This is a genomic window from Avibacterium avium (assembly GCF_900454535.1).
Classification (GTDB): Bacteria; Pseudomonadota; Gammaproteobacteria; order Enterobacterales; family Pasteurellaceae; genus Avibacterium; species Avibacterium avium.
Genome location: NZ_UGSP01000001.1, coordinates 1,628,514 through 1,654,907, shown reverse-complemented (window position 1 = coordinate 1,654,907; position 26,394 = coordinate 1,628,514). Strand labels below are relative to the sequence as shown.

Below are 26,394 nucleotides of genomic sequence, written 5' to 3'. Positions count from 1 at the left end.
AAGTGTTGTTTAGCAGAAAATTACACATTAAAACGGAAGTGCATTACATCGCCATCTTGTACGATATAATCTTTTCCTTCTAAACGCCATTTGCCCGCTTCTTTTGCACCGTTTTCGCCTTTGTATTGAATGAAATCATCATAAGAAATCACTTCAGCACGGATAAAGCCTTTTTCAAAATCCGTGTGAATGACGGCAGCAGCTTTTGGTGCGGTTGCGCCTACGGAAACTGTCCACGCGCGCACTTCTTTTACCCCAGCAGTGAAGTAGGTTTGCAAGTTTAATAAGGCATAACCTGCGCGGATTACGCGGTTTAAACCCGGTTCTTCAATGCCAAGATCTTGCAAGAATTCTACTTTTTCTTCATCGTCAAGTTCAGCGATTTCCGATTCAATGGCAGCACACACAGGCACAACCACTGCGCCTTCTTTTTCCGCAATTTCACGCACGCGATCCAAATAAGGGTTATTTTCAAAACCGTCTTCGTTTACGTTAGCGATATACATTGTCGGTTTTAAGGTTAAAAAGTTATAGCTTTTAATGGCGTGTAATTCGTCTTTGTCTAAATCTACCGAGCGAATCATTCCTGCATTTTCTAATACAGGCAGAATTTTTTCCATTACGCTTAATTCAAATTTCGCTTCTTTATCGCCACCTTTAGCGCGTTTTTGTAAGCGTTGAATGGCACGCTCACAGCTGTCTAAATCAGCCAGTGCAAGCTCGGTGTTGATGGTATCGATGTCTTCAGCAGGATCGATTTTCCCTGCAACGTGAACGATGTCGTCATTTTCAAAACAACGCACAACGTGACCGATAGCGTCTGTTTCACGAATATTCGCAAGGAATTTGTTGCCCAAGCCTTCCCCTTTGCTTGCACCAGCTACAAGGCCTGCAATATCCACAAATTCCATTGTGGTAGGCAATACACGTTCAGGTTTAACGATTTCCGCTAATGCGTCTAAACGTGGATCTGGCATTGGCACAACGCCGGTGTTTGGTTCGATGGTACAGAACGGATAGTTTGCCGCTTCAATACCTGCTTTTGTTAATGCGTTAAAAAGGGTGGATTTACCCACGTTTGGTAAGCCCACGATACCACATTTGAATCCCATAATGTTTCCTTAATTGTGTTATGTTTTAAAGCGTTATGTTTTACGCTTTAAAGCTATTGAGTCGATTTGTTGCTTTTGTAATGCCTTCTTTGATGAGAATTTCCACGCACGCCGCGGCTTCATCTAAGGCTTTGTCAATCAGTTGCCAATCGCTTGGCGAAGGTTTGCCTAGCACATAGGCAGAAACCAGATTTTTATCACCGGGGTGTCCAATGCCCACGCGCAGACGGTAGAAATTTTTATTATTACCTAACTGAGCAATGCTATCACGCAAACCGTTATGCCCACCGTGTCCGCCCCCTTGTTTAATTTTGGCAACACCGGGAGGGAGATCAAGCTCATCGTGAATAATCAGAATTTCTTCAGGTTTAATACGGTAAAAATTGGCTAAGGCACTCACTGCTTTACCGCTTAAATTCATAAAGGTGGTAGGAACGAGAAAACGAATTTCTTCGCCAAAAATCACCGCTCTTGCTGTTTTACCGAAAAATTTACTTTCTTCTTTCAGCTGAAAATTAAATTGACGAGCAAGGCGATCAATCACCCATTCCCCTGCATTATGGCGCGTGTCGGCATATTTATCGCCGGGGTTAGCCAGCCCAACAATGAGTTTAATTTCTGACATACTTTCTTTAACTGGACAAAAAATAGTGGGCTATTGTAGCGAAAAATCTCGCAATACTCAATTTAAACCCTTTGCTGTTAATAATGATAAACCTTGGAGTGAAAAGTGGGGAAGTCGGTTGCAGCAAGAAAAGCAGTGAGAAAAATAACGGCACTGTTGCTAGTGCCGTTAAAATGCGTTAAGTGATAATTACCATTGATAACCTACGGTCATCGCACCACCCACATCACCTTGGCTGGTTGTCATACCACTAAGTTTTACACCGATATGGCCATTATCTGAAAGGCGAGATGCCCCGATTGCAATGGCATTTTGTCCGCGGAATGTACCCACCCCAACAGATACCATAGAATGGCCTGGAAGATAAGCTTGGTAAAGGTTCGCTGTCGCTAATGCACCAGCAATACCTGCACGGGCTGATTTATCCACATCATCAATTTGACGTTTCACCCCATTTAATTGGCTTACATTCACTGCATCAGTCGGTGCAACTCCGGCCGCCACATTTGTAATACGTTTGTTGCCAGCATTCACCCCAGACGTTGTAATACTCGGGCCATTGCCACCGTTGGTCATAATGCCGTGGTTATTAATGACAGTGCCATTTTGTCCACCAATACGCACTGTGTCGTTTAATTTCATATCAACATTAATTTTGTTGCCATTTCTTGTTTTAACAAGCTTAATGTTGTTATCTGAGTTGTTGAAATTAACGGTATCAGTACGCGCAACAGTTTCAGGCGATTCATCATTAACAGACATACTCCAATTGGTATTGATTACGTTGTTAAGCTGATTTCTTACGCTATCTAATTGGCTTACATTCACTGCATCAGTTGGCGCAACGCCTGCTGCAACATTGGTGATGACTTGATTGCCAGCATTGACCCCCACAGTGGTAACGCTAGGGCCCTTACCGCCATTGGTGGTTAGACCGTCTTTATTAATGCTTGCGCCAGTCGTGCCGCCTACATTAACTTTTTCCTTAATGTTGACGGTGTCATTTAGCGTCATATCGACATCGACTTTGTTATTTTCTTTTTTACTTTTCACAATTTTAATATTGTTATCAGTATTTTCGAAATTAACGGTATCAGCCGTGCCAATGTTTACTTTGTCTTTATCGTTAGCAGATAAATTCCAAGTAGTGTGAGTTATGCTTTCAACTTGATTTTTAACGTTAGTAACATCACCTTTTACGTTATTCACATCAGTTTTAATGTTATTGACATCGGTCTTAACATTATTCATATCAGTTTTTACGCCAGCAACGTCGGTTTTAATGTTGGTAACATCGCCTTTCACGTTATTCACATCATTTTTGACATTGGTCATATCAACTTTCATGGTGTTCATATCGTTTTTAACGTTGGTTACATCAGTTTTCATGCCAGCGACATCTGTTTTAACTGTTGTCATATCGTTTTTAACGTTAGTTACATCAGTTTTTACGCCAGCTACATCTGTTTTAATGTTAGTAACATCAGTTTTAATCGTTGTTACATCACCTTTCACGTTATTCACATCATTTTTGACATTGGTCATATCAACTTTCATGGTGTTCATATCGTTCTTAACATTAGTTACATCAGTTTTTACGCCAGCGACATCTGTTTTAACTGTGTTCATATCGTTTTTAACATTGGTAACATCGTTTTTAACGTTGTTCATATCAATTTTCACGTTATTTACATCAGTTTTAACTGTGTTGACATCATTTCTTACGTCGTTCAATTCAGTTCTAACGCCAGTAACATCAGCCTTAACGTTATTAACATCAGCTTTGACATTATTGACATCTCCCTTCACGTTAACTAAGTCAGATTTAACAAAATTAACATCGGTTCGGATATTGCTTACATCAGTTTTTACTGCGTTTAACTGACTTACATTTACTGCGTCTGTGTCGGCTGTGCCAGGAGCAACATTGACGATCTTGTTACCGCCGTTGTCCAAACCTGCATTTGTTAATGATACATCGCTAGTATCTCCTTTGACGGTGATTCCATCTTTGTTGATCACGGTTTGGTCTTTGTCATCTGTACCAAATGTTGCTGAACTGAGATCTTTGAGATCTTTAGCAAGTTTAACGGTAAGAGTATCTGTGCCGTTTGATACCACACCAATATTGTTATCAGATAGGTTGGCTTTGTCTGTCACTCCGCCGATAACTTTGGTTTCTTCACCTAATGCTCGGGTAAAGGCGTTATCATTATCTTCAGCTACATCACCACTGTATACTGTGCCTTTGGCAATAATGGTAGTAGTTGCATTTTTTAGGTCGCTGACATTAACCGCTTTATTCGGTGAGTTTGTACCCGCTTCATTCAGTGCGGTGGTGAATGCATCGCCTGTTTTTGAGCTATCAGGATTAATTGCTGATTGTACGTTATTCAACGTTTGCGGTGCTGCTGCGCCTGTGCTGTCAACCAAAGTGGTGCCTGCAGCGGTTTGTGATGCTGCATCATCTTTAGGTTTGCCATCAACAACATCGTTGGCTTTGTAGAATTTGTCGCCAACTTTAACTAAGATGTCGCCAGCTTCATTGGTGTAGCTGATAGGCAGGTTAGTTACGTTTACACGAATCTCGTTGGTGAGATTATCGGCTGTTGTTACTGATACAGTGGTGTTGGCACCATCAACAAAGTTTACCGTGTCGTATGGTTTCACAAAATCAACTGCTTGACCGTTGCCTTGTAGATTCCAACCTGCATTCAATACATCACCCACAGTTGCAGCATTGTTTAGTTTTACATCTTCTGCTGCTGGCGCTGTGCCTGATGTTACTGGGGCAGTAGTGTTTGTTTTAGCACCAGCAAGATTACCTGCAATATTGGTCAATTCCATTGGAGTAGTGGTTGAGTTTTTTCCATTATTCATTGATGCAATAACGTCAGTAGGTTGTACTGCTGTACCTGATTCATCAACAAATGTGCCATCAGGTTTTTTGTATACTTTTGTGCCATCTGCTTTTGTGTATACCACTGGCATTTGGTCGTTTAAGCCTTTAGCAACGAGGTAAAGCTGGCTGCCATTGATGGCATCAGTTGATGTTTCACTAATTTCACCCGCTGCCACATTTTGTACACGACGCTCTTTGCCTGCCGAACCGACAGATACAACACCATCAGCAGTAGCACCTGCAAAACCACCATAAGGTACACCGTTTACTGTTGCTGTTTCTACAGTGCCTTTATCGCCTGCGGTTGTGGTTTCGCCATCTGTTCCGTCTGTCGCTTTAACAGCTGTGCCAACGGCAGAACCAGCAGTCATCGCTGAGTCTTTACCTAGCGCAACAGAGTTTTCGATGGTTTGGCTAACATTGCTACCCAATACAAATGAATTATTGGTTGCAACAGTATTATTGTTACCAATTGAATATGAGCCTGTACCTGAAACAGTGCTTGGATCACCAATTGCACCTGAACCTTCACCAGTTACCACATTGCCTGTACCGATTGAGATTGCTTTATTTGCCAATGCTTGAGCGGTATGACCAATTGCAATTGCATCTGATGAGCTGATGTGTGAATCATCACCAATCAATACGCCGTTGCTTGTGTTTTCTGCAACTGTTACATTTGAGCCGATAACTTGGCTATGTTTCAGATTTTTGCCGATTTTATCAGCATCTTTATCTTGGAAGCCTAACATAACATTACGTTTGGCATCGCTACGATCAACATTATCACCAAGCACTTTATTGTAATTACCCATTACAATATTTTCTTCAGCGTTGGTTACTTCATTGTGGCTACCTTGCTCGCTCAAATGCTTCACATTGGTTGCTCTGTTCATATAACCATCAATCGAAACAAATTCGCTTGATGTGACATCTTCTGCGCCTTTCAACTGGTTATCCACACCGCTAACATTCACATAGTGAGAATTATCCACTTCATTCGCACCACCAAAGATACCCACAGAAGCCAATGCTGGTTTCACACCATTGCTGTCTGGCGTATTTAATTTTTTATTAAATGCTTCAGGGTCTGATGCCATTGAATAATTTAAGCCAGAGATCGAAACAGGTAATAATGAATTAGAAATTTTATTACCCGCACCCATAATCAACGCACCATTACTGTGCTCAATCACGTTGGCAGTACCATTAATCGCATTAGCCATACCATCAAACGCAGCTGCTGGCTGAGTTGATGGGCTGTTTGCTTTGATGGTATTGAGCGTACCCGTAATGCTTGAAGCAAAACCTTGGGTTGGCAAGCCAGAATATGTCACGTCTACATCTGAAGTGATTGATGAGTATGAACCGAAAATGCTAGAGAAGTGTGCGGCTGCATAAGATTCTGTACCCACCGAAGTCACCGCACGGCGGTTTGCGCCACGTCCTTCACTACCAACAATAGTTTTGCTTGGTGCTGCTGGGTGAGGCCCTGTTGCTTTTTTCATGCCAATATCAATTGTACCTTGATTGGCATAAGTATTTGCCCCAATCGCAATACCGCCTACGCCATTTGGTAGGGCATTGGGTTTCATAGATGGAATTGTAAATCCAAGGATGGTTCTAGGTTGAGTAGAATACGAATCCAATGATTTCGCATTGGTACCAATTGCGATACCTTCTTCAGAGAGTGGACCCATATTATCACTTACTGCACCATTACCTATAACAATAGCATTTTTGGCTGCGGCATAGCCAGAACCTAAGCCAATAGCATTATCGCCATAAATATTGGTTTTACCAATTGAAATTGAATTGATATTTTTCGCAGCTGCGCCGATACCTACAGCCAATGAATTTTCACCGCTGGCGGTTACTTTACCTGCCGCCATCGAATTTTTGCCTGTTGCACCATCATTGTTGTAGTTAGGGTTGCCTGTGGTATTTACATGGTAGTAGTGGGTTGCCACACTTCTTAATTGTGCCACGTTTACCGCGTCCGTGTCAGCAGAACCAGCGGCTACATTGATAATTTGACGAGTATTGTTGGCATTACCCACAGAAACCGCCGCTAAATTACCTTTTACTGTTTTCTTAACAGCAGCTTTATCAGCATCTGATGCAGCTTTTAAAGCATAAACTTTATTTGTTTTAGCTGCATCATTTTCAGGAATTTGATCCGTAGATGTATCTACTGATGCAGAATCAATTGCTTGACGATTAGCTACGGATTTTGCCCCCATTGCTACCGCACCATCTAATGCTGTTGTATTATCTACATTAGAAGCGGCAATTTCCGCTTGATCACCAATAAGAACACCATTTTTCGTGCCTTCTTTAACCGTAATATCTGAACCGATTAATTGGTTGTTGGAAATGTTTTTACCGATTTTATCAGCATCTTTGTCTTGGAAACCGAGCAATACATTGCGTTTTGCTTGAGATTGATCGGTATTTTCACCGATTACTTTATTATGGTTACCCATTACGATATTTTCAGTTGCATTAGTTACTTCGTTATGAGATCCCATAATATTGGTATGTGATACATTTGTTGCAATATTTTCATAACCTGATATAGCGGAAAATGCACTAAATCCAGGATAAGTTTCGGCACTATTAGCGCGCACATTATTTACGCTATCAACACCAGAACCGATTAATTTATTGCGAACACCTGATACTTGAGAAAATAACGCGTAATTTGCCTTATTACCGCCACCAATTACAGAAACAGAACCTGAGCTATCAGTTGTTGCCAAGCCTCGGAATTTATCAGCCATTTTTTTGACGGTATCAATTGAACTAGTTCCCAGAATACCTTCTGATAAACCGTCAGGCATACTGATTGCTAAATAGGAATTAGTAATTTCATTTCCAGCACCAAAGATAAGGGCACCATTTGATTTTTGAGAACGGTTAGCTACCCCCACAATACTACTTGCCATACCATCTACATAATGTCGATCTGTAGAAGACTCAATAGAGTTAAGTGAACCTAATATAGTAGCCCCAAATCCTTGGGTGGAGTGTTGGGCATTATCTGCTTTATTTTGTAAACGGGTAAAGAAATCAACCCAGCCGCCCGTAGATTTTAATGGCGCTCTTGTGATAGAGGAATATGCCCCGTTGATAACCGCAAGTTGCCCACTGTTAAAGGAATTATCCCCTACGGTAGTTGCACCTACTGCACTTAGAATATCTACACGGCTTTTATCTGTGCTGAAATCGCCCATTTCGCCACGATAATCACGGTTACCAATATCAATAGTGCCTACACGAGCGTGAGTTTCTGTACCAATGGCGATTCCACCAGTATATTTATCGCCTGTACGTCCAAAAGCAACAAGTTTCTCTGTTTCTCCATCACGATAGATAGGTGCTAAGGCACCATAGCCGATGGCAATACCACCAATGCCACCACCGCTAGTACTTGCTTTGCCAATAGCCACTGCTCCGGTATTGTCTGCACTAGATCTTCCAATCGCAACCGCATCGATTTTTTTCGCTGCTGCGCCACTACCCACCGCAATAGTGTATTCTTCGGCGGCATTCGCATTTTTACCCACAGCAACCGCTTTATCTCCCGCAGAACTTGCGCTTTCACCGATTGCAATTGCACTATCTCCAGAGGCTGTTGCTGTTTTTTCTTCTGGGGCAATAGCTATTGTTGATGTGGTTGAAGTATCGTTTATCGTAGCATTTGCACTAAGCGATACTGCGCCAAAGAGAATTGGTAAGGTGGTTGGTAGGATCGCGGCTAAAGCGCGGTTTAATTTTTTCAAGTTTTTATAAGAAAGGATATGTTGGCTAATTTCAATACTACTCATCGCGTGTTTTGCATCACGCTTGAAATCGGCCTTAAATAGATCATTGTTCATATTTAGGCTCCTGAATGAAATTTTTATAAAATTTTTTTATATAAAATCAGAAGGAAGTAACGAATACTTCTTTCGAGTTGCATTTTATTCAGGTTGCGATCAAAATACAAGCAAATCTTTACTAAAAAACCAACACCAATACACCGCTCAAAATTAAAATTGATCCGATGATAAGTTTTAAGCTGATTGGTTCGCCTAATAGCACTACGCCTAGCACAATGGCGATGACGACACTCAGTTTATCAATCGGGGCAACCCAAGAGGCAGGGGCAAGTTGTAGGGCTCGGTAGTAACAGAGCCAAGAAAGCCCAGTGGCAACGCCAGATAATAGCAGGAAAATAAAGGGTTTGGTGGCGATATGTTGGGGCAGTTGCCATTCGTTGCGCAGAGTAATAATACCGCCTGCAACTGCAAGTACCACAATGGTGCGGATAAATGTCGCAAGGTTGCTGTTAATGCCTTCCACACCGAGCTTGCCGAAAATGGCGGTTAGCCCAGCGAAAAATGCTGATCCAATGGCGAAAATGACCCAATTCATCGTTTTTCCTTATTTTTTAGTGCGTTTATCACCGCACTTTTGTTTGATATTCGCTATAATAGCAAAGTTTTTTTAGAGAAAAATACTAAGTATAAATAAAATGCCAAGTGTTAATCAAAGTGCCTTAGTGCCTTACAGTGCCAAACAAATGTATGATTTGGTGAATAATTATGAACGCTATCCTGAGTTTGTGCCGGGCTGTGTGGAAAGCCGAACCCTAAGCCGTCAGCAAAATCAGCTCACGGCAGAATTGGTGATCAGCAAAGCAGGTATTCGCCAGCGTTTTACCACGCAAAATACAATGCTGGAAAATCAGCGTATTCAAATGCAGTTGGTGGAAGGGCCTTTCAAGTTTTTACAAGGGGAATGGCAGTTTGTTGAAATTGATGAGCAGTGCTGCAAAATTGCCTTAAAACTGGATTTTGAATTTTCTAATCCGATTATTGCAATGGCATTCGGGCAGATTTTTACCCATCTTACTAGCAAAATGATTGATGCGTTTAAGCAACGTGCTAAGGAGGTTTACGCCTAATGTCTAAATTAAAAATTGAAATTGCTTATGCCTTGCCTGATCGTTATTTTTTGAAAACCTTGCATATGGAGCAAGGCACAACGGTGCAAACAGCAATTTTGCAATCGGGTATTTTGCATCAATTTAGTGAAATTGATTTACGCGAAAATAAAATTGGCATTTTCAGCCGCCCTGCGAAGCTCACCGATGTGCTAGAAAATGGCGATCGCATTGAGATTTATCGCCCGTTATTGGCTGATCCTAAAGAAATCCGCCGTAAGCGTGCGGCACAGCAGTTGCAAGAACAGCAAGCGCAAAAGCAAGCTGAAAAAGAAGCGAAAAAACGCGCAAAACAATTAGCCCAAGATCAACAATCTGTATCCCAATTGGCAACACCATCTTCAACCCAAGAGGAACAAGGCAATGATTAAATTTTGCTTACCCGATCACATTAGCCCAGAACAATTTTTGCAAGAATATTGGCAAAAGAAACCCTTATTAATTCGCAACGGTCTGCCACAAATTGTGGGGCAGTTTGAGCCAGAAGATATTATTGAACTGGCGCAGGGCGAAGAGGTTACCGCGCGCTTAATTAAGCAACACATCGATGAGAATTGGGAACTCAAAGTTAGCCCGCTGGTAGAACAAGATTTTGTTGATGTGCCAACACAATGGACGGTGCTGGTGCAAAATATGGAACAATGGTCGCCAGAATTAGGCCAGCTTTGGAACGCCTTCGGCTTTATTCCCCAATGGCAACGGGACGATATTATGGTGTCTTACGCGCCGCAAGGTGGTTCAGTAGGGCGACATTATGATGAATATGACGTGTTCCTCGTGCAAGGCTACGGACATCGCCGTTGGCAGCTTGGCAAATGGTGCGATCCAACCACCGAGTTCAAACCGAACCAGCCGATCCGTATTTTTGATGATATGGGCGAATTGGTGCTTGATGAAGTGCTTGCACCTGGTGATGTACTTTATGTGCCTTCGCGTTTATCTCATTATGGCGTGGCGCAAGATGATTGTCTGACGTTCTCTTTCGGCTTACGTTATCCTAATTTGGCGGATATTTTTGAAAATGTGGGCAAAGCCTTTAATCAACCTAATTTAGAATTGGATCTAAGCGAATTTTTAATTCCACTGCGCCTTAGCCCAGATCTTCAACCCACAGGTTTATTGGCACAGCAAAATATCGCCACCATTAAGCAACAATTTCTTGCCAGCCTTGCGGAAAGCCCGCAATTTGACGCGTTATTCAAACAAGCCTTAGCAAGCACAGTAAGTAGCAGACGCTACGAATTATTACCAACGGAAGGGGAGTACGATCCTGACGAAGTGCGGTCGCTTTTGGAGGAAGATTGTTTGCTTTCACAAGATAATAATTGCAAATTGCTTTACACCGAGTATCCGATGCGTATTTATGCCAACGGCGAATGGCTTGATGAACTCAATCCCCTTGAAGCACAAATTTTAAAACGTTTAGCAGATGGCGAAAGCCTTGGCTTAGGCGATTTGCAAGCCTTAATGCTTGACGTGCAAGATAAAGAAAGCGTAATGGAATTATTGTTAGACAGCCTATGCAACTGGCTTGATGATGGCTGGGTATTGTTGGATTAAAAATGGAAAATAGTGCGATTTATTCCGTTTCACAGCTCAATCAGCAGGCTCGCCAATTATTGGAAGGCCAGCTTGGGCTAGTGTGGCTCACGGGGGAAATTTCCAATTTCACCCAACCTGTTTCGGGGCATTGGTATCTCACCTTGAAAGATGAAAATGCCCAAGTGCGTTGCGCAATGTTCCGAATGAAAAATCTGCGCGTGCCGTTTCGTCCGCAAAATGGAATGCAAGTGTTGGTGCGTGCCTGTGTGAGTTTATACGAGCCGCGCGGTGATTATCAGCTGATTATCGATAGTATGCACCCTGCAGGTGAGGGCTTGTTGCAGCAGCAATTTGAAGCCTTAAAAATGAAATTGGCTGCGGAAGGATTGTTTGCGCAAAATCTGAAAAAAAATCTACCGCACTTTAGTCGCAAAGTGGGCGTGATAACTTCACCAACAGGGGCTGCGTTGCAAGATATTTTGCATATTTTACAGCGGCGCGATCCGAGCCTGAATGTGGTGATTTATCCCACTGCCGTACAAGGCAAAGAGGCCACCGATGAAATTGTACAAATGATCGAACTGGCTAACCGCCGTCAAGAAGTGGACGTGCTTATTGTGGGACGCGGTGGCGGTTCGCTAGAAGATTTATGGTGTTTCAATGAAGAAGCCGTGGCGCGTGCGATTTTTAATTCCGTGATCCCTGTGATCAGCGCGGTGGGACACGAAACCGATGTTACCATTGCCGATTTTGTGGCTGATGTGCGTGCGCCCACGCCCTCTGCTGCGGCAGAGTTAGTAAGCCGTGATCAGCAAGAATTATTGCAACAGCTTAACTATAAACGTCAGCGTTTAGAAATGGCGTTAGATCGTCTATTTAATGAAAAAAGCCAAGCCTTAAATCAGCTTGTATGGCGTTTGCAAAATCGTCATCCGCAAATTCAACTTAATCAACAAAAAGCTCAGCTAGAACAGCTTGCTTACCGCTTGCAGTTTGCAATGCAACGGACAGTGGAAAAATCGCAACAGCAAATTGCCACACAGCATCAGCGTTTGCATTTGGCAATGGAACGCAACCTTTCCGCGAAACAACAAGGATTACAGCAACTTAGCCAACGCTTACAAAATCGCCACCCGCAAAAACAGCTTAATCAGCAAAAAGCCCAGATCCAACAGCTAGGCTATGGTTTAAGGCTGGCAATGCAGCATTATTTGGCAAAAAAACAGCAAAATTTCACCGCACTTAATGAGCGGCTGAATAATAATCCGCTGCCGTATCGCTTACAAAAACAAGCGCAACATTTGCAACAATTAAAAGTGCGGTTAGATTTTAGCGTAGAAAAACTGCTGGCAAATAGACAAGGGCGTTTTGCCACCTTGTGCCAACGCTTGGACGGATTAAGCCCGCTGAAAATTCTTTCCCGTGGTTATTCCATTTCTGAAAATGAACAAGGCATTGCGATTACTGATACTCATCAAGTGCAAGTGGGAGAGCGGGTGAAAACACAGCTAATGAATGGCGTGATTTATAGCCGTGTTGAGCAAATTGATAAATAATTGCTGATTAATCAAATAATTTATTTTATAGAATTAAATAAATGGCAAAAAATTGATTTAAAACAAATAAAAAATGAAAAATTAAATTTTTTCGCGATTTTAGTTGTTTTTTTTTTTTTTTTTTTAGAATGGGGAAGATTTACTTAAAAAACTTTAGGTAAATTAACTGAAAATTTTATTCATATATTTATGGCTAAGCGAACCTTAGCCATTTTTTTAACACTGAAATAAACGAAAAGAGCGGGAATTTTTCCCGCTCTTTTCGTTTTTCATTCTTCGCTTTCGTTCTAAAATCAAGAATAACAGAAGGATTTTATTCTTCTAATTTTCCGCAAAAACGATAGCCCTCACCGTGAATAGTGGCGATAATTTCTGGCGTTTCTGGATAGTTCTCAAAATATTTACGAATACGGCGAATGGTTACATCAACCGTTCTATCTTGTGGTTTTAATTCTCGCCCAGCCATTTTTTTCAATAATTCTTCACGAGATTGAATTTTGCCGGGATTTTCGCAGAAATGGAGCAGTGTTCTAAATTCACTGCGTGGTAGTTTAAAGGGGTGATTATCTGGTGAGATCAACGTGTGGCTATTGAGATCCAACGTCCAACCATTAAAGCGATATTGTTCAATTTGTTGCGTTTGATTAAGCGGTTTAGGCATATCTTGCATTGTGCGTTGCAAAATATTTCTGGCACGAATTGTCAGTTCTCTTGGATTAAACGGTTTAGTAATGTAATCATCGGCACCAATTTCTAAGCCTAAAATTTTATCCACTTCATTGTTTCGCCCAGTCAGGAACATAAGTGCGGTATTTTTTTGTTCGCGCAATTCACGCGCAAGCATTAAGCCATTTTTGCCGGGGAGATTGATGTCCATTACAACAAGATCAATAGGTTGGCTGGTGAGAATATTGTGCATTTGCGTGCCATCGGTCGCTTCAAATACATCATATCCTTCCGCTTCAAAAATACTTTTCAATGTGTTTCTTGTAATGGCTTCATCTTCAACCACCAAGATTTGTGGAGTAACCATATAATCTGTTTCCTTTACAGCTAAAATTGTACTTAAATCCTAATAACTATGGGGTATTCTAAGTTCGACATTGTATAATTGCAACATTATTGTAACAAGTGTTAAAACAGCCACTTTTGGAAAATCATTCATATTTTATGATCTAAATCATAGAATTTAATTGATTGAATTAAGAAAAGGAAACGCGCCAAAACATTTAGCGCGCTATTTTTGTCTAATGAAATAAGATTCTTTTTATCGTTTTTTCTTTTTGCCCCCTTGACGCGCTTTAAAGCGTGGATTTTCTTTACAAATAACATACACCACACCTTGGCGGCGTACCACTTTGCATTTTGGGTGGCGCGTTTTGGCGGTTTTTAATGAAGAAAGTACTTGCATTATTTGTCCTTATTTTGATTTGAGTGAGCCGAATTTGCTGTATCTGTTTAGGAAGCTACTTGCTCTGCCCTCGTTATTAATTTGTCTGGTTTTTCCTGTATAAAATGGGTGCGATGCAGATGAAGTATCACACATAAAGACAGGATATTCTTTGCCATCTTCCCACTTCATTGTTTGAGTAGTTCTGGCGCAAGAACGAATTAAAAAGCCTTGTTTGGCATTGCTGTCGTAAAAAAGTACAGTACGGTAATTTTCTGGGTGAATCCCTTTTTTCATTTGATAACTCCTTATTTTTTACTGCGAAATAACTAGGCTGGGCATACTATACCAAATAGGAACGATTATCAACTCTTATTTTTCTTTGAGAAATAAGTCTGTCTGCTAAGAATCTTAAGACAAGCGAAGAAAATAAGATAAAGTGAAAGAACTCAAGACTTTTTATACATCTCGTGCGTTGATACTGTGCTAGAATGAAGCCACATAGATTAGCTTTAGGTTTTAACATTCAATAGGTTAGCAAGCGAGAATGAAAAAGATTTTTACCTTTTTGCTTTGTTTTTGCACCGCACTTGTGGTGCAGGCAGGGCTTTTTGATGGCAAACCGCAATTTTTGAAAGCTGATGAGGCTTTTCAATTTTCTGCCCATTCTAATGGGGAGAGCTTGCAATTAGCGTGGCAAATTGCGCCAGATTATTATCTCTACAAAAAAGAAATCTTGCTTGAACAAGGGGAGCAAAAGGTCGCAAATCTACCTTTTCCGCCAGCAGAAAAATATCAAGATGAATTTTTTGGCGAAACGGAAATTTACCGAGATCATCTCACCTTAAATGTGCCGATTTCATCAACAACGCCGCAAACTTTTTCTGTTATCTACCAAGGTTGTACGAAAGGATTTTGCTATCCGCCTGAAACCAAAACCGTGCAATGGCAGCCGTCAGCAATAAATTCAGCAGAAAAAACGGTGCAAAAAAACACCGCACTTTTACCTGCGTTAAATGAACAACAATCCTTGGCACAACGCTTATTTGAAAGCAAATATGCGGTATTTGGCTTTTTCTTATTAGGCTTAGGCTTGGCGTTTACCCCTTGTGTATTGCCAATGTTGCCGCTGCTTTCGGCGGTGGTGATTGGTAGCGGGCAACGCCCAAGTACGGCGCGTGCGTTGGGATTAAGCCTTGCTTATGTGCAAGGAATGGCGCTAACTTATACTTTACTCGGCCTAGCCGTAGCCGCTATCGGCTTGCCTTTTCAGATTGCGCTGCAAAGCCCTTATGTACTCATCGGTTTATCGGTGATTTTCGTTCTGCTCGCCTTATCAATGTTTGGTGTGTTCACCTTACAGCTGCCATCATCATTACAAACCAAGCTCACCTTGTTAAGCCAAAAACAAAAGAGCGGTGCATTTGGCGGCGTTTTTGTGATGGGAATGATTGCAGGCCTTGTGGCATCGCCTTGCACTTCCGCACCACTATCGGGCGCATTGCTTTATGTGGCGCAAAGCGGTGATCTATTTACTGGCGCAATCACTCTTTATTTACTTGCGTTGGGAATGGGCGTACCGCTGATTTTAGCCACGGTTTTCGGCAACCGCATTTTGCCAAAATCAGGCGAATGGTTAGAAAAAGTAAAAGTGATTTTCGGCTTTGTAATGCTTGCCTTGCCGGTTTTCTTGCTTTCTCGTATTCTGCCTGAAATCTGGGAAAACCGTTTATGGGCGTTGCTTGGCGTGTCTTTCTGCTTATGGGCAGGCTTGCAAATCAAAGGGCAAGGCATTGGCTGGGCGTTGCGTATTGGATTTTTTATCTTAGCGATGATCTTGGTGAAACCACTGCAAACTTGGCTCTGGAATGAACCTGATTTAGCGCAAGCAACGCGCGCGCATCAAACCGCGTTCCAAAAAGTAAGCAGCTATGACGAGCTACAAAAAATCTTGCAAAAAAACGACCGCACTTTTGCAATGCTTGATCTTTATGCCGATTGGTGCGTGGCCTGTAAAGAGTTTGAAAAATATACTTTTTCCAATGCCAACGTTCAGCAGGCCTTTGAGGATATTTTATTGTTACAAGTAGATATGACCAAAAATAGCCCAGAAAACAAAGCGTTAATGGAAAAACTGAATGTGTTAGGCTTACCCACCATTATCTTTTTTGATAAACAAGGTAACGAAATTCACCCAGCCCGCATTACAGGATTTATGAATGCTGATGAATTTCTAGCTTGGTTACAAGAAAGGCTGATATAAAAAAGTGCGGTGTTTTTTACCGCACTTTTGTTTATGTATCATTATCCCAAAGAATTATCCCAAAGACGCCACCATTACCGCTTTAATGGTGTGCATACGGTTTTCTGCTTGGTCAAAGGCGATGTTCATTGGGGATTCAAACACCTCTTCCGTGACTTCAATGCCGTTTGCTAAGTGCGGGTATTTTTCGGCGATTTTTTTACCGACTTCGGTTTCGCAATTATGGAAAGCGGGCAGGCAGTGCATAAACTTCACTTTAGGGTTGCCACTGCGTTGCATTAGGGCAGGGGTTACTTGATAAGGCAATAGCAAATCAATGCGTTCGCCCCAGCTTTCAAGCGGTTCGCCCATTGATACCCAAACGTCTGTATGCACGAAATCAACGCCTTTCACGGCAAGATCCACATCTTCTGTAATGGTGATTTTTGCCCCTGTTTGTTGCGCAAATTCTTGACACATTGCCACTAATTCCGCTTCTGGCTGCAAGGCTTTTGGCGCGCAAATGCGAACGTCCATTCCTAATTTTGCCCCGATTAATAATAATGAATTGCCCATATTATTGCGTGCATCACCAATATACACATAGCTAATTTCAGACAACGGTTTGTCGCAATGTTCCATCATTGTAAGCACATCTGCCAGCATTTGAGTTGGGTGGAATTCATCGGTTAAACCGTTAAAGACTGGCACACCAGCATATTCGGCGAGTTCATTGACCACCGCTTGTTTAAAGCCGCGATATTCAATGGCATCATACATTCTTCCAAGTACGCGTGCGGTGTCTTTCATACTTTCTTTATGCCCAATTTGGGAAGAATTTGGATCAATGTAGGTTACATTTGCCCCTTGATCATAAGCCGCCACTTCAAAGGCGCAGCGTGTGCGAGTGGAGGTTTTTTCAAAAATTAAAGCGATGTTTTTGCCTTTTAACTTGGGCTGTTCTGTGCCTGCATATTTGGCGCGTTTTAAGTCTTCGGCAAGTTGTAGTAAAAATTTAATTTCTTCTGGCGTGTGGTGTACAAGGCTAAGTAAATGACGGTTTTTTAAGTTAAAGGGCATAATATTTTCCTCTTATGTTGTGTTTGCAAATTTTGTTGGTATATTACTGATTTCTTTTCGGTGAATAAAGGTAAAAATATGTTAGATCAAGCATTATTAAGCTTAACCCACGAACAACAGCAAGAAGCAGTAGAAAAAATTCAGGCATTAATGGAGCAGGGCGTAAGCAGCGGTGAAGCCATTGCGATGGTAGCAAAAGAATTACGCGAAAAATATCAAGAAAAATAGAAAACATTTTTTCGCTGAACGGATTAAGCCTAAAAATCCTAATAAAAATTTGTGATCTCTGTTTGATTTTTAAATATTGATGATTGATAAATAAGGCAATTTATTCCAATATTCGTTGCAACGAGGGATAAAGTATTAAATGCTTTATTAAATTAGTTATAGATCGTTGAGATCATCCATTTAAGAGGTTAAAGTTTTATGGAAGTGGGTATTGTGAAATGGTTCAATAATGCTAAAGGTTTTGGATTTATTTCAATGGAAGGAAATGATTCTGATATTTTTGCTCATTATTCTGTTATTGAAATGGACGGCTATCGTTCGCTAAAAGCTGGGCAAAAAGTGCATTTTGAAGTAGTACACGGAGAAAAAGGTTCACACGCGACAAAAATTGTTCCTATTGTTGAATAAGCATATTTCAGATTGTAGTGTAATTTAGGAATATATGAAGTTGGGCGATCACATTGCCCCATCTTGTTAGTTATCTTATGTTGGCATAGAAAGCGGTTTGTTTTTTATGCCTTAATTTTATAAGGGTTTTTATTCGAAAGTCTTGTAATTTTATGAATAGATCGTAAAATCGGTCTGTTCTTTGAACATCTATATCGCAAGTATTGTGTATAGGAAATGATCAAACTGTTTTCCATTCTGTTTTTCATCGTTATACCATTCTTGCCGTTTTCAATTTCGCTTAAGGATTTAAGGAATGTTAGAAATTTGGCAATCATTTAAACAAAACTATCTTATTAAATTTTGGCATCCGACAGCAGCAGTCATCGCAGCGGGGATTTTATCTGCTTATTATTTTGGCTTAACTGGTACTTATTGGGCGGTAACGGGAGAATTTACACGCTGGGGCGGGGAAATTCTGCAATTTTTTGGCGTGGATGCTGAAAAATGGGGCTATTATAAATTAATTAGCCTTGAGGGTTCTGTGCTAAATCGCATTGATGGGGTGATGATCCTAGGAATGTTCGCTGGTTGTATTGCGGCAGCGCTATGGGCGAATAATATGAAAATTCGAGCATCACAAAATAAAATTCGCATTCTTCAGGCCTTAATTGGTGGCGCATTAGCAGGATTTGGCGCACGCTTGGCAATGGGGTGTAATTTGGCATCGCTTTTCACAGGAATTCCACAATTCTCAATGCACGCGTGGTACTTTACCTTAACTACCGCTATTGGTACTTACGCAGGGGTAAAATTTACTTTATTACCAATTTTCCGTGCGCCGTTAAAGCTAAAAAAAGGCGGTGCAGCAATCAGACAAAGTGATCCAAAGCAAGCGCAGCGCCGCTTTTGGATCGGAATGGTAGTGTTTCTTTGCTGGGCAGTGTTATCCATTTATACCTTACAACATTCAACTAAACTCGGTTTTGCAATGTTATTTGGCTTAGCCTTTGGATTATTAATTGAACGCGCACAAATTTGTTTTACTTCCGCTTTCCGTGATTTATGGGTTTCTGGCCGAGCTTATATGGGCAAGGCAATTATCTACGGTATGATCATTAGCACAATTTGCATTTTTAGTTATATTCAGCTTGGTATGAATCCTAAAATTATGTGGGCCGGCCCAAATGCTTTGATTGGCGGCTTGTTATTTGGTTTTGGTATTGTGTTGGCTGGTGGATGTGAAACAGGCTGGATGTATCGTGCAATGGAAGGTCAAGTTCATTTTATGTGGGTTGGTGTAGGAAATATTGCTGGTTCAACCTTACTTGCTTATTTATGGGATGATCTTGCGCCAGTTTTAGCGTTAGATTATGAAAAAATAAACCTATTAAAATCTTTTGGTCCTATTTCTGGACTACTGATTAATTACGCCTTAATGATTAGCTGTTTGATTTTCATTATTTGGTGGGAAAAACGCTTTATCCGCAAAGCAAAAGCACGCGTTGCTGCGACTAATCGTTATACGATTTAAAGTGCGGTCATTTTTTCATTATTTTTAGAGGACATTAACAATGGCATTTATTGTAATTGAACAGAAAGATAAACATCCTGCGGAGATCACACCAACCTACACTTTAGATATGCTTGGTGAACCTTGCCCTTATCCCGCAATCGCTACCTTAGAAACAATGCCTACCTTACAAGAAGGCGAAATTTTGGAAGTGTTAAGTGACTGTGCGCAATCCATTAATAATATTCCGGTGGATGCGAAAAATCACGGATACACAATGCTTAGCATTGAACAAGATGGTACTATTTTACGTTATCTTATTCAAAAATAATGGTATTATTTTACCCTTAATAATTCATTTATTAAGGGTAAAATTTATCCAAATCCCACCGCACTTCATACACCATTTTATCCAGTAAAATACTGTATAGGATTTTTCTTTGCTTATCTGTTAGAATAGCCGCTAATTTTATTTACCCTAACCTCGAATTGAACGAATGGATAGCCAAAATGTGATCAACGCCTTTGCGGAAACGGGCGTGCTGAGTCAGCATATCAAAGGATTTCGCCCCCGAGCCGAGCAGCTAGAAATGGCGCAAGCCGTGGCGCAGGCTATTTCACATAAGCAAGCCCTTGTGGTGGAAGCAGGAACGGGCACGGGGAAAACCTTTGCTTATTTAGTGCCAGCGTTGCTTGCAGGCAAGAAAACCATTATTTCCACGGGGTCAAAAAATCTGCAAGATCAATTGTTCAATCGTGATCTTCCTGCCATTAAAAAAGCGTTGGGTTATACGGGCAAAATCGCGCTTTTAAAAGGGCGAGCTAATTATCTTTGCCTTGAACGTTTGGATCAGCTGATTGCACAAGGGGTATTGGGCGATCGCACGGTGTTAGCAGATTTGGCTAAAGTGCGAAAATGGAACAATGCCACTAAAACAGGGGATTTAAGCGAATGTGTGGAAATTGCGGAAGACAGCCCGATTTTGCCACAGCTTACCAGCACCACTGAAAGCTGCTTAGGTTCAGAGTGTCCGAATTACGGCGATTGCTATGTGGCGGCGGCACGTAAAAAAGCCTTAAATGCCGATTTAGTGGTGGTGAATCATCATTTATTTTTTGCTGATATGGCGGTAAAAGAAAGCGGCTTTGGCGAGCTGATCCCTAATGCGCAGGCGATAATTTTTGATGAAGCCCATCAAATTGCTGATGTCGCGAGCCAGTATTTCGGCATATCCCTGACTTCACGTCAATTATTTGATTTATGCAAAGATGCCAATATTGTTTATCGTACAGAATTAAAAGATATGAAACAGCTTGGCGTGGCGGCGGATACCTTGCTCAAGGTGGTGCAAGATTTTCGTTTATTATTGGGTGAGGGTAATCGCCGTGGCAACTGGCGCGAGCTGTATTCTCAGCCTGCGATGGCGCATTCCGCAGATAAAAGTGCGGTGCAAAAATGCGTAGAATTATTGCAAGAAAAATTGGCATTTTTATCTGATGTGGTGAAACTTGCACTAGGTCGTTCGCAAACCCTAGACAGCATTTTTGAACGCATTGCCAGTATTCAGGTGATTTTAAAACGTCTGCAAGAAACCCATTTGGTGGGATATTGCTATTGGTATGAAACCATGGGGCGTGGCTTTGGCTTGCATATCACACCGCTCACCGTGGCAGATAAATTCGGTGAACAGCTCAGCCAAAAAGAAGCCGCGTGGATTTTTACTTCTGCTACCTTAGAAGTGGGGGGCAATTTTCAGCATTTTTGCCAACGTTTAGGCATTCAAAATGCCGAGCAGAAAATTTTGCCGAGTCCGTTTAATTATCCTGAACAAGCCTTATTATGTGTGCCACGTTTCTTGCCTGCATTGAACCAATCGCACACGCAAACGCAGCTCGGGCAAATGTTATTACCGATCATCGAAAAAAATCAGGGGCGCTGTTTTGTACTTTGTACCTCTTATTCAATGATGCGTGGGCTGGCGGATTTTTTCCGTGAACACAGTGATTTAACCGTGTTATTGCAAGGGGAAACGGCAAAAAGCAAATTATTAGAACAGTTTACCACCCAATCTCACGCCGTGTTGGTCGCCACTTCCAGTTTCTGGGAGGGGGTAGATGTGCGCGGCGATGCCCTTTCCTTAGTGATTATTGATAAATTGCCCTTTACCGCACCTGATGAGCCTTTGCTCAAAGCACGAATGGAAGATTGCCGCTTGCAGGGCAAAGATCCGTTTAATGAGATCCAAATTCCCGAAGCGGTGATCACCTTAAAACAAGGGGTAGGGCGTTTGATCCGTGATGTTACCGACCGCGGTGCGGTGATTATTTGTGATAGCCGTTTGGTGATGCGATCCTACGGTGAAACTTTCTTGAAAAGTTTGCCGAATGCTAAACGAACCCGAGATTTAAACAACGTAATCCAATTTTTAACAGAGAAAAAATAATGACAACTTTACTCGCTTTAGATACTTCAACGGAAGCCTGTTCCGTTGCCTTATTGCATAAAGGGGAAATCACCCATTTAGATGAATTGGCGCAACGCACGCACACAAAGCGTATTTTGCCAATGGTTGATGAAATTTTAAGCCAGTCTGGTGTTACGCTCAATCAAGTCGATGCCTTGGTTTTTGGACGTGGTCCGGGTAGTTTTACTGGTGTGCGCGTGGGAGCAGGCATTGCGCAAGGCTTAGCATTAGGTGCAGATTTGCCGGTGATTCCTATTTCTAATCTCACCACAATGGCACAGCAAGCCTATGAGCAATATGGCACAACACAGGTGCTATGCGCCATTGATGCCAGAATGAATGAGGTGTATTTTAGCCAACTTCAGATGCAAAAAGTGCGGTCAGATTTTGGCGAGTTTTTTGACTGGCAAGCGTTAGTTAGCGAACGAGTTTGTACCCCAGAAGCCGTACTTCAGCTGGCTCAACAAACGGAAGATTGCGTTAAAGTGGGAACGGGCTGGCAGGCTTATTCGCAACTTGCTACATTAGATTGGGCGAAAGATTCTGACATCACCTTGCCTTCTGCCAAAGCAATGTTGCCTTTAGCCTTGCCTTATTACTGGCAGAAACAATGGATAAGTGCGGTGGAAATTGAGCCAGTTTATTTGCGCAATGAAGTAACTTGGAAAAAGTTACCTGGGCGTGAATAACGCATCAGCATTTGGCACATTCGTGAGCTAGTGATAAAATCCGTAAGATTTAATAAAAATAATAAGGATAACAAATGGAAAAGCCTTGGTTTATCAATTATCCAGAAGGTGTAGAAAAGCATATTGACACTTCTGCCTATGAAAATATCTTAGATATGTTTGATAAGGCGGTGCGCGAACACCCTGATCGCGCTGCTTATATTAATATGGGGCAAGTGCTGACCTTTCGTAAATTAGAAGAGCGTAGCCGCGCCTTTGCTGCTTATTTACAAAATGAATTGAAGTTACAACAAGGCGATCCTGTGGCATTGATGATGCCAAATTTATTGCAATATCCTATTGCGCTATTTGGTATTTTACGCGCTGGAATGGTGGTGGTGAATGTTAATCCCCTTTACACGCCAAGAGAGCTAGAACATCAGCTACAAGACAGCGGCGCAAAAGCCATTGTGGTGGTGTCAAATTTCGCTTCAACCCTTGAAAAAGTGGTATTCAATACAGAAGTAAAACACGTTATTTTAACCCGAATGGGCGATCAGCTTTCTTTTGGTAAACGCACGCTGGTGAATTTCGTGGTGAAATACATTAAAAAGCTCGTACCAAAATATAAATTACCGCACGCCGTAACATTCCGTGAAGTGCTGGCTGTGGGAAAATATCGTCAATATGTTCGCCCGCATTTAACGGGTAATGATCTTGCTTTCTTACAATATACAGGCGGCACAACAGGCGTTGCCAAAGGCGCAATGCTTTCTCATCACAATATTATTACCAATGTATTTCAGGCAAAATGGATTGCCTATCCTTTCGTGGGCGATCACACGCGCGAACGCAAAGCCATTCTGGCTTTACCGCTGTATCACGTTTTTGCTTTAACCGTAAACTGCTTATTGTTTATTGAACTGGGCGTTACCGCAATTTTGATCACCAATCCGCGTGATATTGATGGTTTTGTCAAAGAGATGAAAAAATATCGCTTTGTTGCCATTACCGGGGTAAACACTTTATTTAACGCCTTGTTAAATAATGAAAATTTCAAAGAAATCGATTTTTCACAGCTTAAACTTTCCGTTGGTGGGGGAATGGCCATTCAGCAATCTGTGGCAACCCGTTGGCACGAAACCACAGGCTGTAACATTATTGAAGGCTATGGAATGACTGAATGTTCACCATTGATTGCCGCTTGTCCAATCAATGTGGTGAAACACAACGGCACTATCGGTGTTCCCGTGCCGAATACGGATATTAAAATCATCAAAGACAATGGCGAAGAAGCTCAACTTGGCGAACCAGGGGAGCTTTGGGTGAAAGGCGAGCAGGTGATGCAAGGGTATTGGAAGCGTCCTGAAGCCACAGAGGAAGTGCTGAAAGACGGCTGGCTTGCCACAGGCGATATTGTGGTGATGGACGAATCTTACAGCTTACGCATTGTGGATCGCAAAAAAGATATGATCTTGGTTTCAGGCTTTAATGTGTATCCAAATGAAATTGAAGATGTGATTATGCTCAATTACAAAGTGGCTGAAGTGGTAGCCATTGGCGTGCCAAATGAAGTGTCGGGCGAAACCATTAAAGTATTTGTGGTGAAAAAAGATGAAAGTCTGACGCGTGATGAGCTACGCCAACATTGCCGCCAGCATCTCACCGGCTATAAAGTACCGAAAGACATTGAATTTAGAGATGAATTACCAAAATCCAATGTAGGTAAAATTCTGCGCCGCGTACTGCGCGATGAAGAATTAGCCAAACGACCAGCGAATTAACGCACAATTTTTAGGCATCTGTTTACAGATGCCTTTAATTTATTTTTACTATATAAACAATTCGTTGTTTCAATTTGCTCAATGGCAAATAATTGCTTAGAATGAGCAAGTTTTTATTTTCTTTCTTTTTATTTTGTGGGGGCTTGACCGAAAGTGCGGTCAAATTTCAATTAATTTATGACAATTCTTGTTTTAGGCATTAACCATAAAACCGCTTCTGTGGCATTGCGTGAAAAAGTGGCGTTTTCTGATGAAAAACGTCAGCAGGCATTGCAACAAATCGAGCAAGCTGCTTTGGCGGACAGCGCTGTGATTTTGTCCACCTGCAACCGTACAGAAGTGTATTTTCATAATAAAGCCATTTCCCCACAAGATGATGCCCAATGGCAACGCCAATGTATTGACTGGCTGAGCGAAATTCATCAGTTTGATAAAGAAGAGTTGAATCATAGCCTTTATGTCAAACAAAATCAGTTTGCCACGCAACATTTAATGCGTGTCGCGTGCGGATTGGATTCCCTTGTATTGGGCGAGCCACAAATTTTAGGGCAAGTAAAGCAAGCCTATCAGCTGAGTGAAGATTATTATCAGCAACATCAAGGCGCGATTTCAGGCCAGCTTTCTCGCTTATTCCAAAAAACTTTTTCCACGGCAAAGCGTGTGCGCACGGAAACCAGTATCGGTGAAAATGCCGTGTCGGTGGCCTATACTGCCTGCACGCTCGCTCGTCAGATTTTTGATAGTTTACGTCAGCTGAATATTTTACTTGTCGGTGCGGGCGAAACCATCGAATTGGTAGCTCGCCATTTATTACGCCACGGCGTAAAAAGCTTAACCATTGCCAACCGAACCCTTGCTCGTGCTGAACAGTTAGTGGAAAAGCTAGGATCTACACAGAAAATTCGTGTGATCGGGCTAGATGATCTTCAAGCAGCCTTAGATCAGGCCGATATTGTAATCAGCTCGACAGGCAGCCCAAACACCCTAATCAGCCAAGCAATGGTGCAGCAAGCGCAGAAAAAGCGTTGTTATAATCCAATGCTAATTGTTGATATTGCCGTACCGCGTGATGTAGAAGAAAGCGCAGGCGAAGTGGAAAGCGTTTATCATTACACCGTTGATGATTTGCAAAATATCATTCAGCGCAATCTCACCCAGCGGGAACAGGCTTCCGCTGAAGCAGAACAGATTATTGATGAAGAAAACCAAGCCTTTTTTGAATGGCTCAAGGTGCATCAGTTTTCTAATTTAATTCGCCGTTATCGTGAAGAAGCGGAGCAAACTCGCCAAGAAATGCTTGAAAAAGCCTTGAGTGCCTTACAGCAAGGTGAAAGTGCGGAGCAAATTTTGCAAGAATTAAGCTATAAATTAATGAACAAGTTGATCCACACCCCAACCCAAGCAATGCAAGCTATGGTGAAATCAGGTAACGCACAAGGCTTGCAAGCATTTTCGCAAGAAATTCAAACCAAACCAGAATAAGGCGAAAAAATCGCCTTATTTTACACCGCACTTTTTCTCATATTTCACTGCATTTTTCATATTGACATTAACCCTATGTTAAGGTTTATGCTATGCAAAATTTTTACTAGAAGGAGAAAAAGATGAAAACTACTGTATTAGCGTTAAGCGATTTATCTTGCCAACATTGCGTAAAATCCGTACAGAAAACCTTAGATGGCATTTCTGGCGTGCAAAGTGCCGAAGTGAGTTTAGATAAAGCAGTTGTAGTGGGCGATGTTGATCCGCAAGTACTGATTAATGCTATTGTTGATGCGGGTTATCAAGCTAGCTTGGTCGATGAGGCAAAGTAAACACACTACCTAAATCCACCACAGAATTTGAAACGCCTGATCCTGTGGTAGTGGGAAAACATCAGGATCAGGTTACCCTTTTACTTGATGGCTTAA

21 protein-coding genes and 1 pseudogene are annotated in these 26,394 nt (G+C 41.7%); 14 read left to right on the top strand and 8 right to left on the bottom strand.

Translation table 11 applies throughout. From position 1 onward, the window contains the following. Positions 1–20: 20 nt before the first annotated feature. From ychF to DYC50_RS08045, 4 genes are all read right to left on the bottom strand, one after another. Positions 21–1,112, bottom strand: coding sequence for a redox-regulated ATPase YchF (gene ychF / locus DYC50_RS08065; protein WP_115249739.1), 1,092 nt, complete (start codon positions 1,110–1,112; stop codon positions 21–23). 40 nt (positions 1,113–1,152) lie between these two features. Next, on the bottom strand, positions 1,153–1,737 hold the full coding sequence (pth, locus tag DYC50_RS08060; RefSeq protein ID WP_103853176.1) for an aminoacyl-tRNA hydrolase: 585 nt from the start codon (positions 1,735–1,737) through the stop codon (positions 1,153–1,155). 189 nt (positions 1,738–1,926) lie between these two features. Next, positions 1,927–8,520, bottom strand: coding sequence for a YadA-like family protein (locus tag DYC50_RS08055; protein WP_172459077.1), 6,594 nt, complete (start codon positions 8,518–8,520; stop codon positions 1,927–1,929). Between the two features lie 121 nt (positions 8,521–8,641). Beyond that, entirely contained in the window at positions 8,642–9,058 is a 417-nt protein-coding gene (locus tag DYC50_RS08045; protein WP_115249737.1) for an EamA family transporter, read from the bottom strand. Between the two features lie 100 nt (positions 9,059–9,158). Between DYC50_RS08045 and DYC50_RS08040 the strand changes: the two genes are divergently transcribed. The 4 genes and pseudogenes from DYC50_RS08040 (at position 9,159) to xseA (ending at position 12,727) form a co-directional block, all read left to right on the top strand. Further along, entirely contained in the window at positions 9,159–9,590 is a 432-nt protein-coding gene (locus tag DYC50_RS08040) for a type II toxin-antitoxin system RatA family toxin (RefSeq protein ID WP_115249736.1), read from the top strand. Next, a pseudogene (locus tag DYC50_RS08035) lies at positions 9,590–9,865 on the top strand (RnfH family protein); the annotation flags it as partial. The gene DYC50_RS08040 and the pseudogene DYC50_RS08035, both read left to right, overlap by 1 nt. A gap of 127 nt (positions 9,866–9,992) precedes the next feature. Continuing rightward, the gene (locus DYC50_RS08030; protein ID WP_115249735.1) at positions 9,993–11,189 is read left to right on the top strand and encodes a ribosomal protein uL16 3-hydroxylase; all 1,197 of its coding nucleotides are present in this window, start codon (positions 9,993–9,995) and stop codon (positions 11,187–11,189) included. A gap of 2 nt (positions 11,190–11,191) precedes the next feature. Then, a complete protein-coding gene (gene xseA, locus DYC50_RS08025) occupies positions 11,192–12,727 on the top strand; it encodes an exodeoxyribonuclease VII large subunit (RefSeq protein WP_115249734.1) in 1,536 nt (511 codons plus the stop codon). 313 nt (positions 12,728–13,040) lie between these two features. Here xseA and arcA read toward each other — a convergent pair whose 3' ends face one another. From arcA to DYC50_RS08010, 3 genes are all read right to left on the bottom strand, one after another. Beyond that, a complete protein-coding gene (gene arcA, locus DYC50_RS08020) occupies positions 13,041–13,760 on the bottom strand; it encodes a two-component system response regulator ArcA (RefSeq protein ID WP_115249733.1) in 720 nt (239 codons plus the stop codon). A gap of 234 nt (positions 13,761–13,994) precedes the next feature. Continuing rightward, on the bottom strand, positions 13,995–14,138 hold the full coding sequence (gene ykgO, locus DYC50_RS08015) for a type B 50S ribosomal protein L36 (RefSeq protein WP_103852716.1): 144 nt from the start codon (positions 14,136–14,138) through the stop codon (positions 13,995–13,997). Positions 14,139–14,147: 9 nt separating this feature from the next. Continuing rightward, on the bottom strand, positions 14,148–14,414 hold the full coding sequence (locus DYC50_RS08010) for a type B 50S ribosomal protein L31 (protein WP_103852717.1): 267 nt from the start codon (positions 14,412–14,414) through the stop codon (positions 14,148–14,150). Between the two features lie 250 nt (positions 14,415–14,664). Between DYC50_RS08010 and DYC50_RS08005 the strand changes: the two genes are divergently transcribed. Further along, on the top strand, positions 14,665–16,380 hold the full coding sequence (locus tag DYC50_RS08005) for a protein-disulfide reductase DsbD (protein ID WP_115249732.1): 1,716 nt from the start codon (positions 14,665–14,667) through the stop codon (positions 16,378–16,380). Positions 16,381–16,434: 54 nt separating this feature from the next. Here DYC50_RS08005 and DYC50_RS08000 read toward each other — a convergent pair whose 3' ends face one another. Next, positions 16,435–17,439 carry an ornithine carbamoyltransferase gene (locus DYC50_RS08000; protein ID WP_115249731.1) on the bottom strand — a complete coding sequence of 335 codons (1,005 nt, stop codon included), beginning with the start codon at positions 17,437–17,439 and terminating at the stop codon, positions 16,435–16,437. Between the two features lie 78 nt (positions 17,440–17,517). Here DYC50_RS08000 and DYC50_RS07995 point away from each other — a divergent pair, with 78 nt between their 5' ends. The 9 genes from DYC50_RS07995 to DYC50_RS07955 all read left to right on the top strand — a co-directional run bounded on the left by DYC50_RS07995 (position 17,518) and on the right by DYC50_RS07955 (position 26,298). Then, positions 17,518–17,667, top strand: coding sequence for a YoaH family protein (locus tag DYC50_RS07995; protein WP_115249730.1), 150 nt, complete (start codon positions 17,518–17,520; stop codon positions 17,665–17,667). 198 nt (positions 17,668–17,865) lie between these two features. Next, positions 17,866–18,075 carry a cold shock domain-containing protein CspD gene (gene cspD, locus DYC50_RS07990; RefSeq protein ID WP_115249729.1) on the top strand — a complete coding sequence of 70 codons (210 nt, stop codon included), beginning with the start codon at positions 17,866–17,868 and terminating at the stop codon, positions 18,073–18,075. Positions 18,076–18,370: 295 nt separating this feature from the next. Continuing rightward, a complete protein-coding gene (gene yedE, locus DYC50_RS07985; RefSeq protein WP_115249728.1) occupies positions 18,371–19,588 on the top strand; it encodes a selenium metabolism membrane protein YedE/FdhT in 1,218 nt (405 codons plus the stop codon). Positions 19,589–19,628: 40 nt separating this feature from the next. Continuing rightward, positions 19,629–19,898 carry a sulfurtransferase-like selenium metabolism protein YedF gene (gene yedF, locus DYC50_RS07980; protein ID WP_115249727.1) on the top strand — a complete coding sequence of 90 codons (270 nt, stop codon included), beginning with the start codon at positions 19,629–19,631 and terminating at the stop codon, positions 19,896–19,898. 166 nt (positions 19,899–20,064) lie between these two features. Beyond that, positions 20,065–22,011: a DNA repair helicase YoaA gene (gene yoaA, locus DYC50_RS07975; RefSeq protein WP_115249726.1), complete on the top strand. Its 1,947-nt coding sequence runs from the start codon at positions 20,065–20,067 to the stop codon at positions 22,009–22,011. After that, positions 22,011–22,721 carry a tRNA (adenosine(37)-N6)-threonylcarbamoyltransferase complex dimerization subunit type 1 TsaB gene (gene tsaB / locus DYC50_RS07970; protein ID WP_115249725.1) on the top strand — a complete coding sequence of 237 codons (711 nt, stop codon included), beginning with the start codon at positions 22,011–22,013 and terminating at the stop codon, positions 22,719–22,721. The genes yoaA and tsaB overlap by 1 nt, the downstream gene beginning before the upstream one ends. 74 nt (positions 22,722–22,795) lie before the next feature. After that, a complete protein-coding gene (gene fadD, locus DYC50_RS07965) occupies positions 22,796–24,484 on the top strand; it encodes a long-chain-fatty-acid--CoA ligase FadD (protein WP_115249724.1) in 1,689 nt (562 codons plus the stop codon). Between the two features lie 177 nt (positions 24,485–24,661). After that, positions 24,662–25,966: a glutamyl-tRNA reductase gene (hemA, locus tag DYC50_RS07960; RefSeq protein ID WP_115249723.1), complete on the top strand. Its 1,305-nt coding sequence runs from the start codon at positions 24,662–24,664 to the stop codon at positions 25,964–25,966. 122 nt (positions 25,967–26,088) lie between these two features. Continuing rightward, a complete protein-coding gene (locus tag DYC50_RS07955; protein ID WP_115249722.1) occupies positions 26,089–26,298 on the top strand; it encodes a cation transporter in 210 nt (69 codons plus the stop codon). The last annotated feature ends 96 nt before the right edge of the window (positions 26,299–26,394 follow it).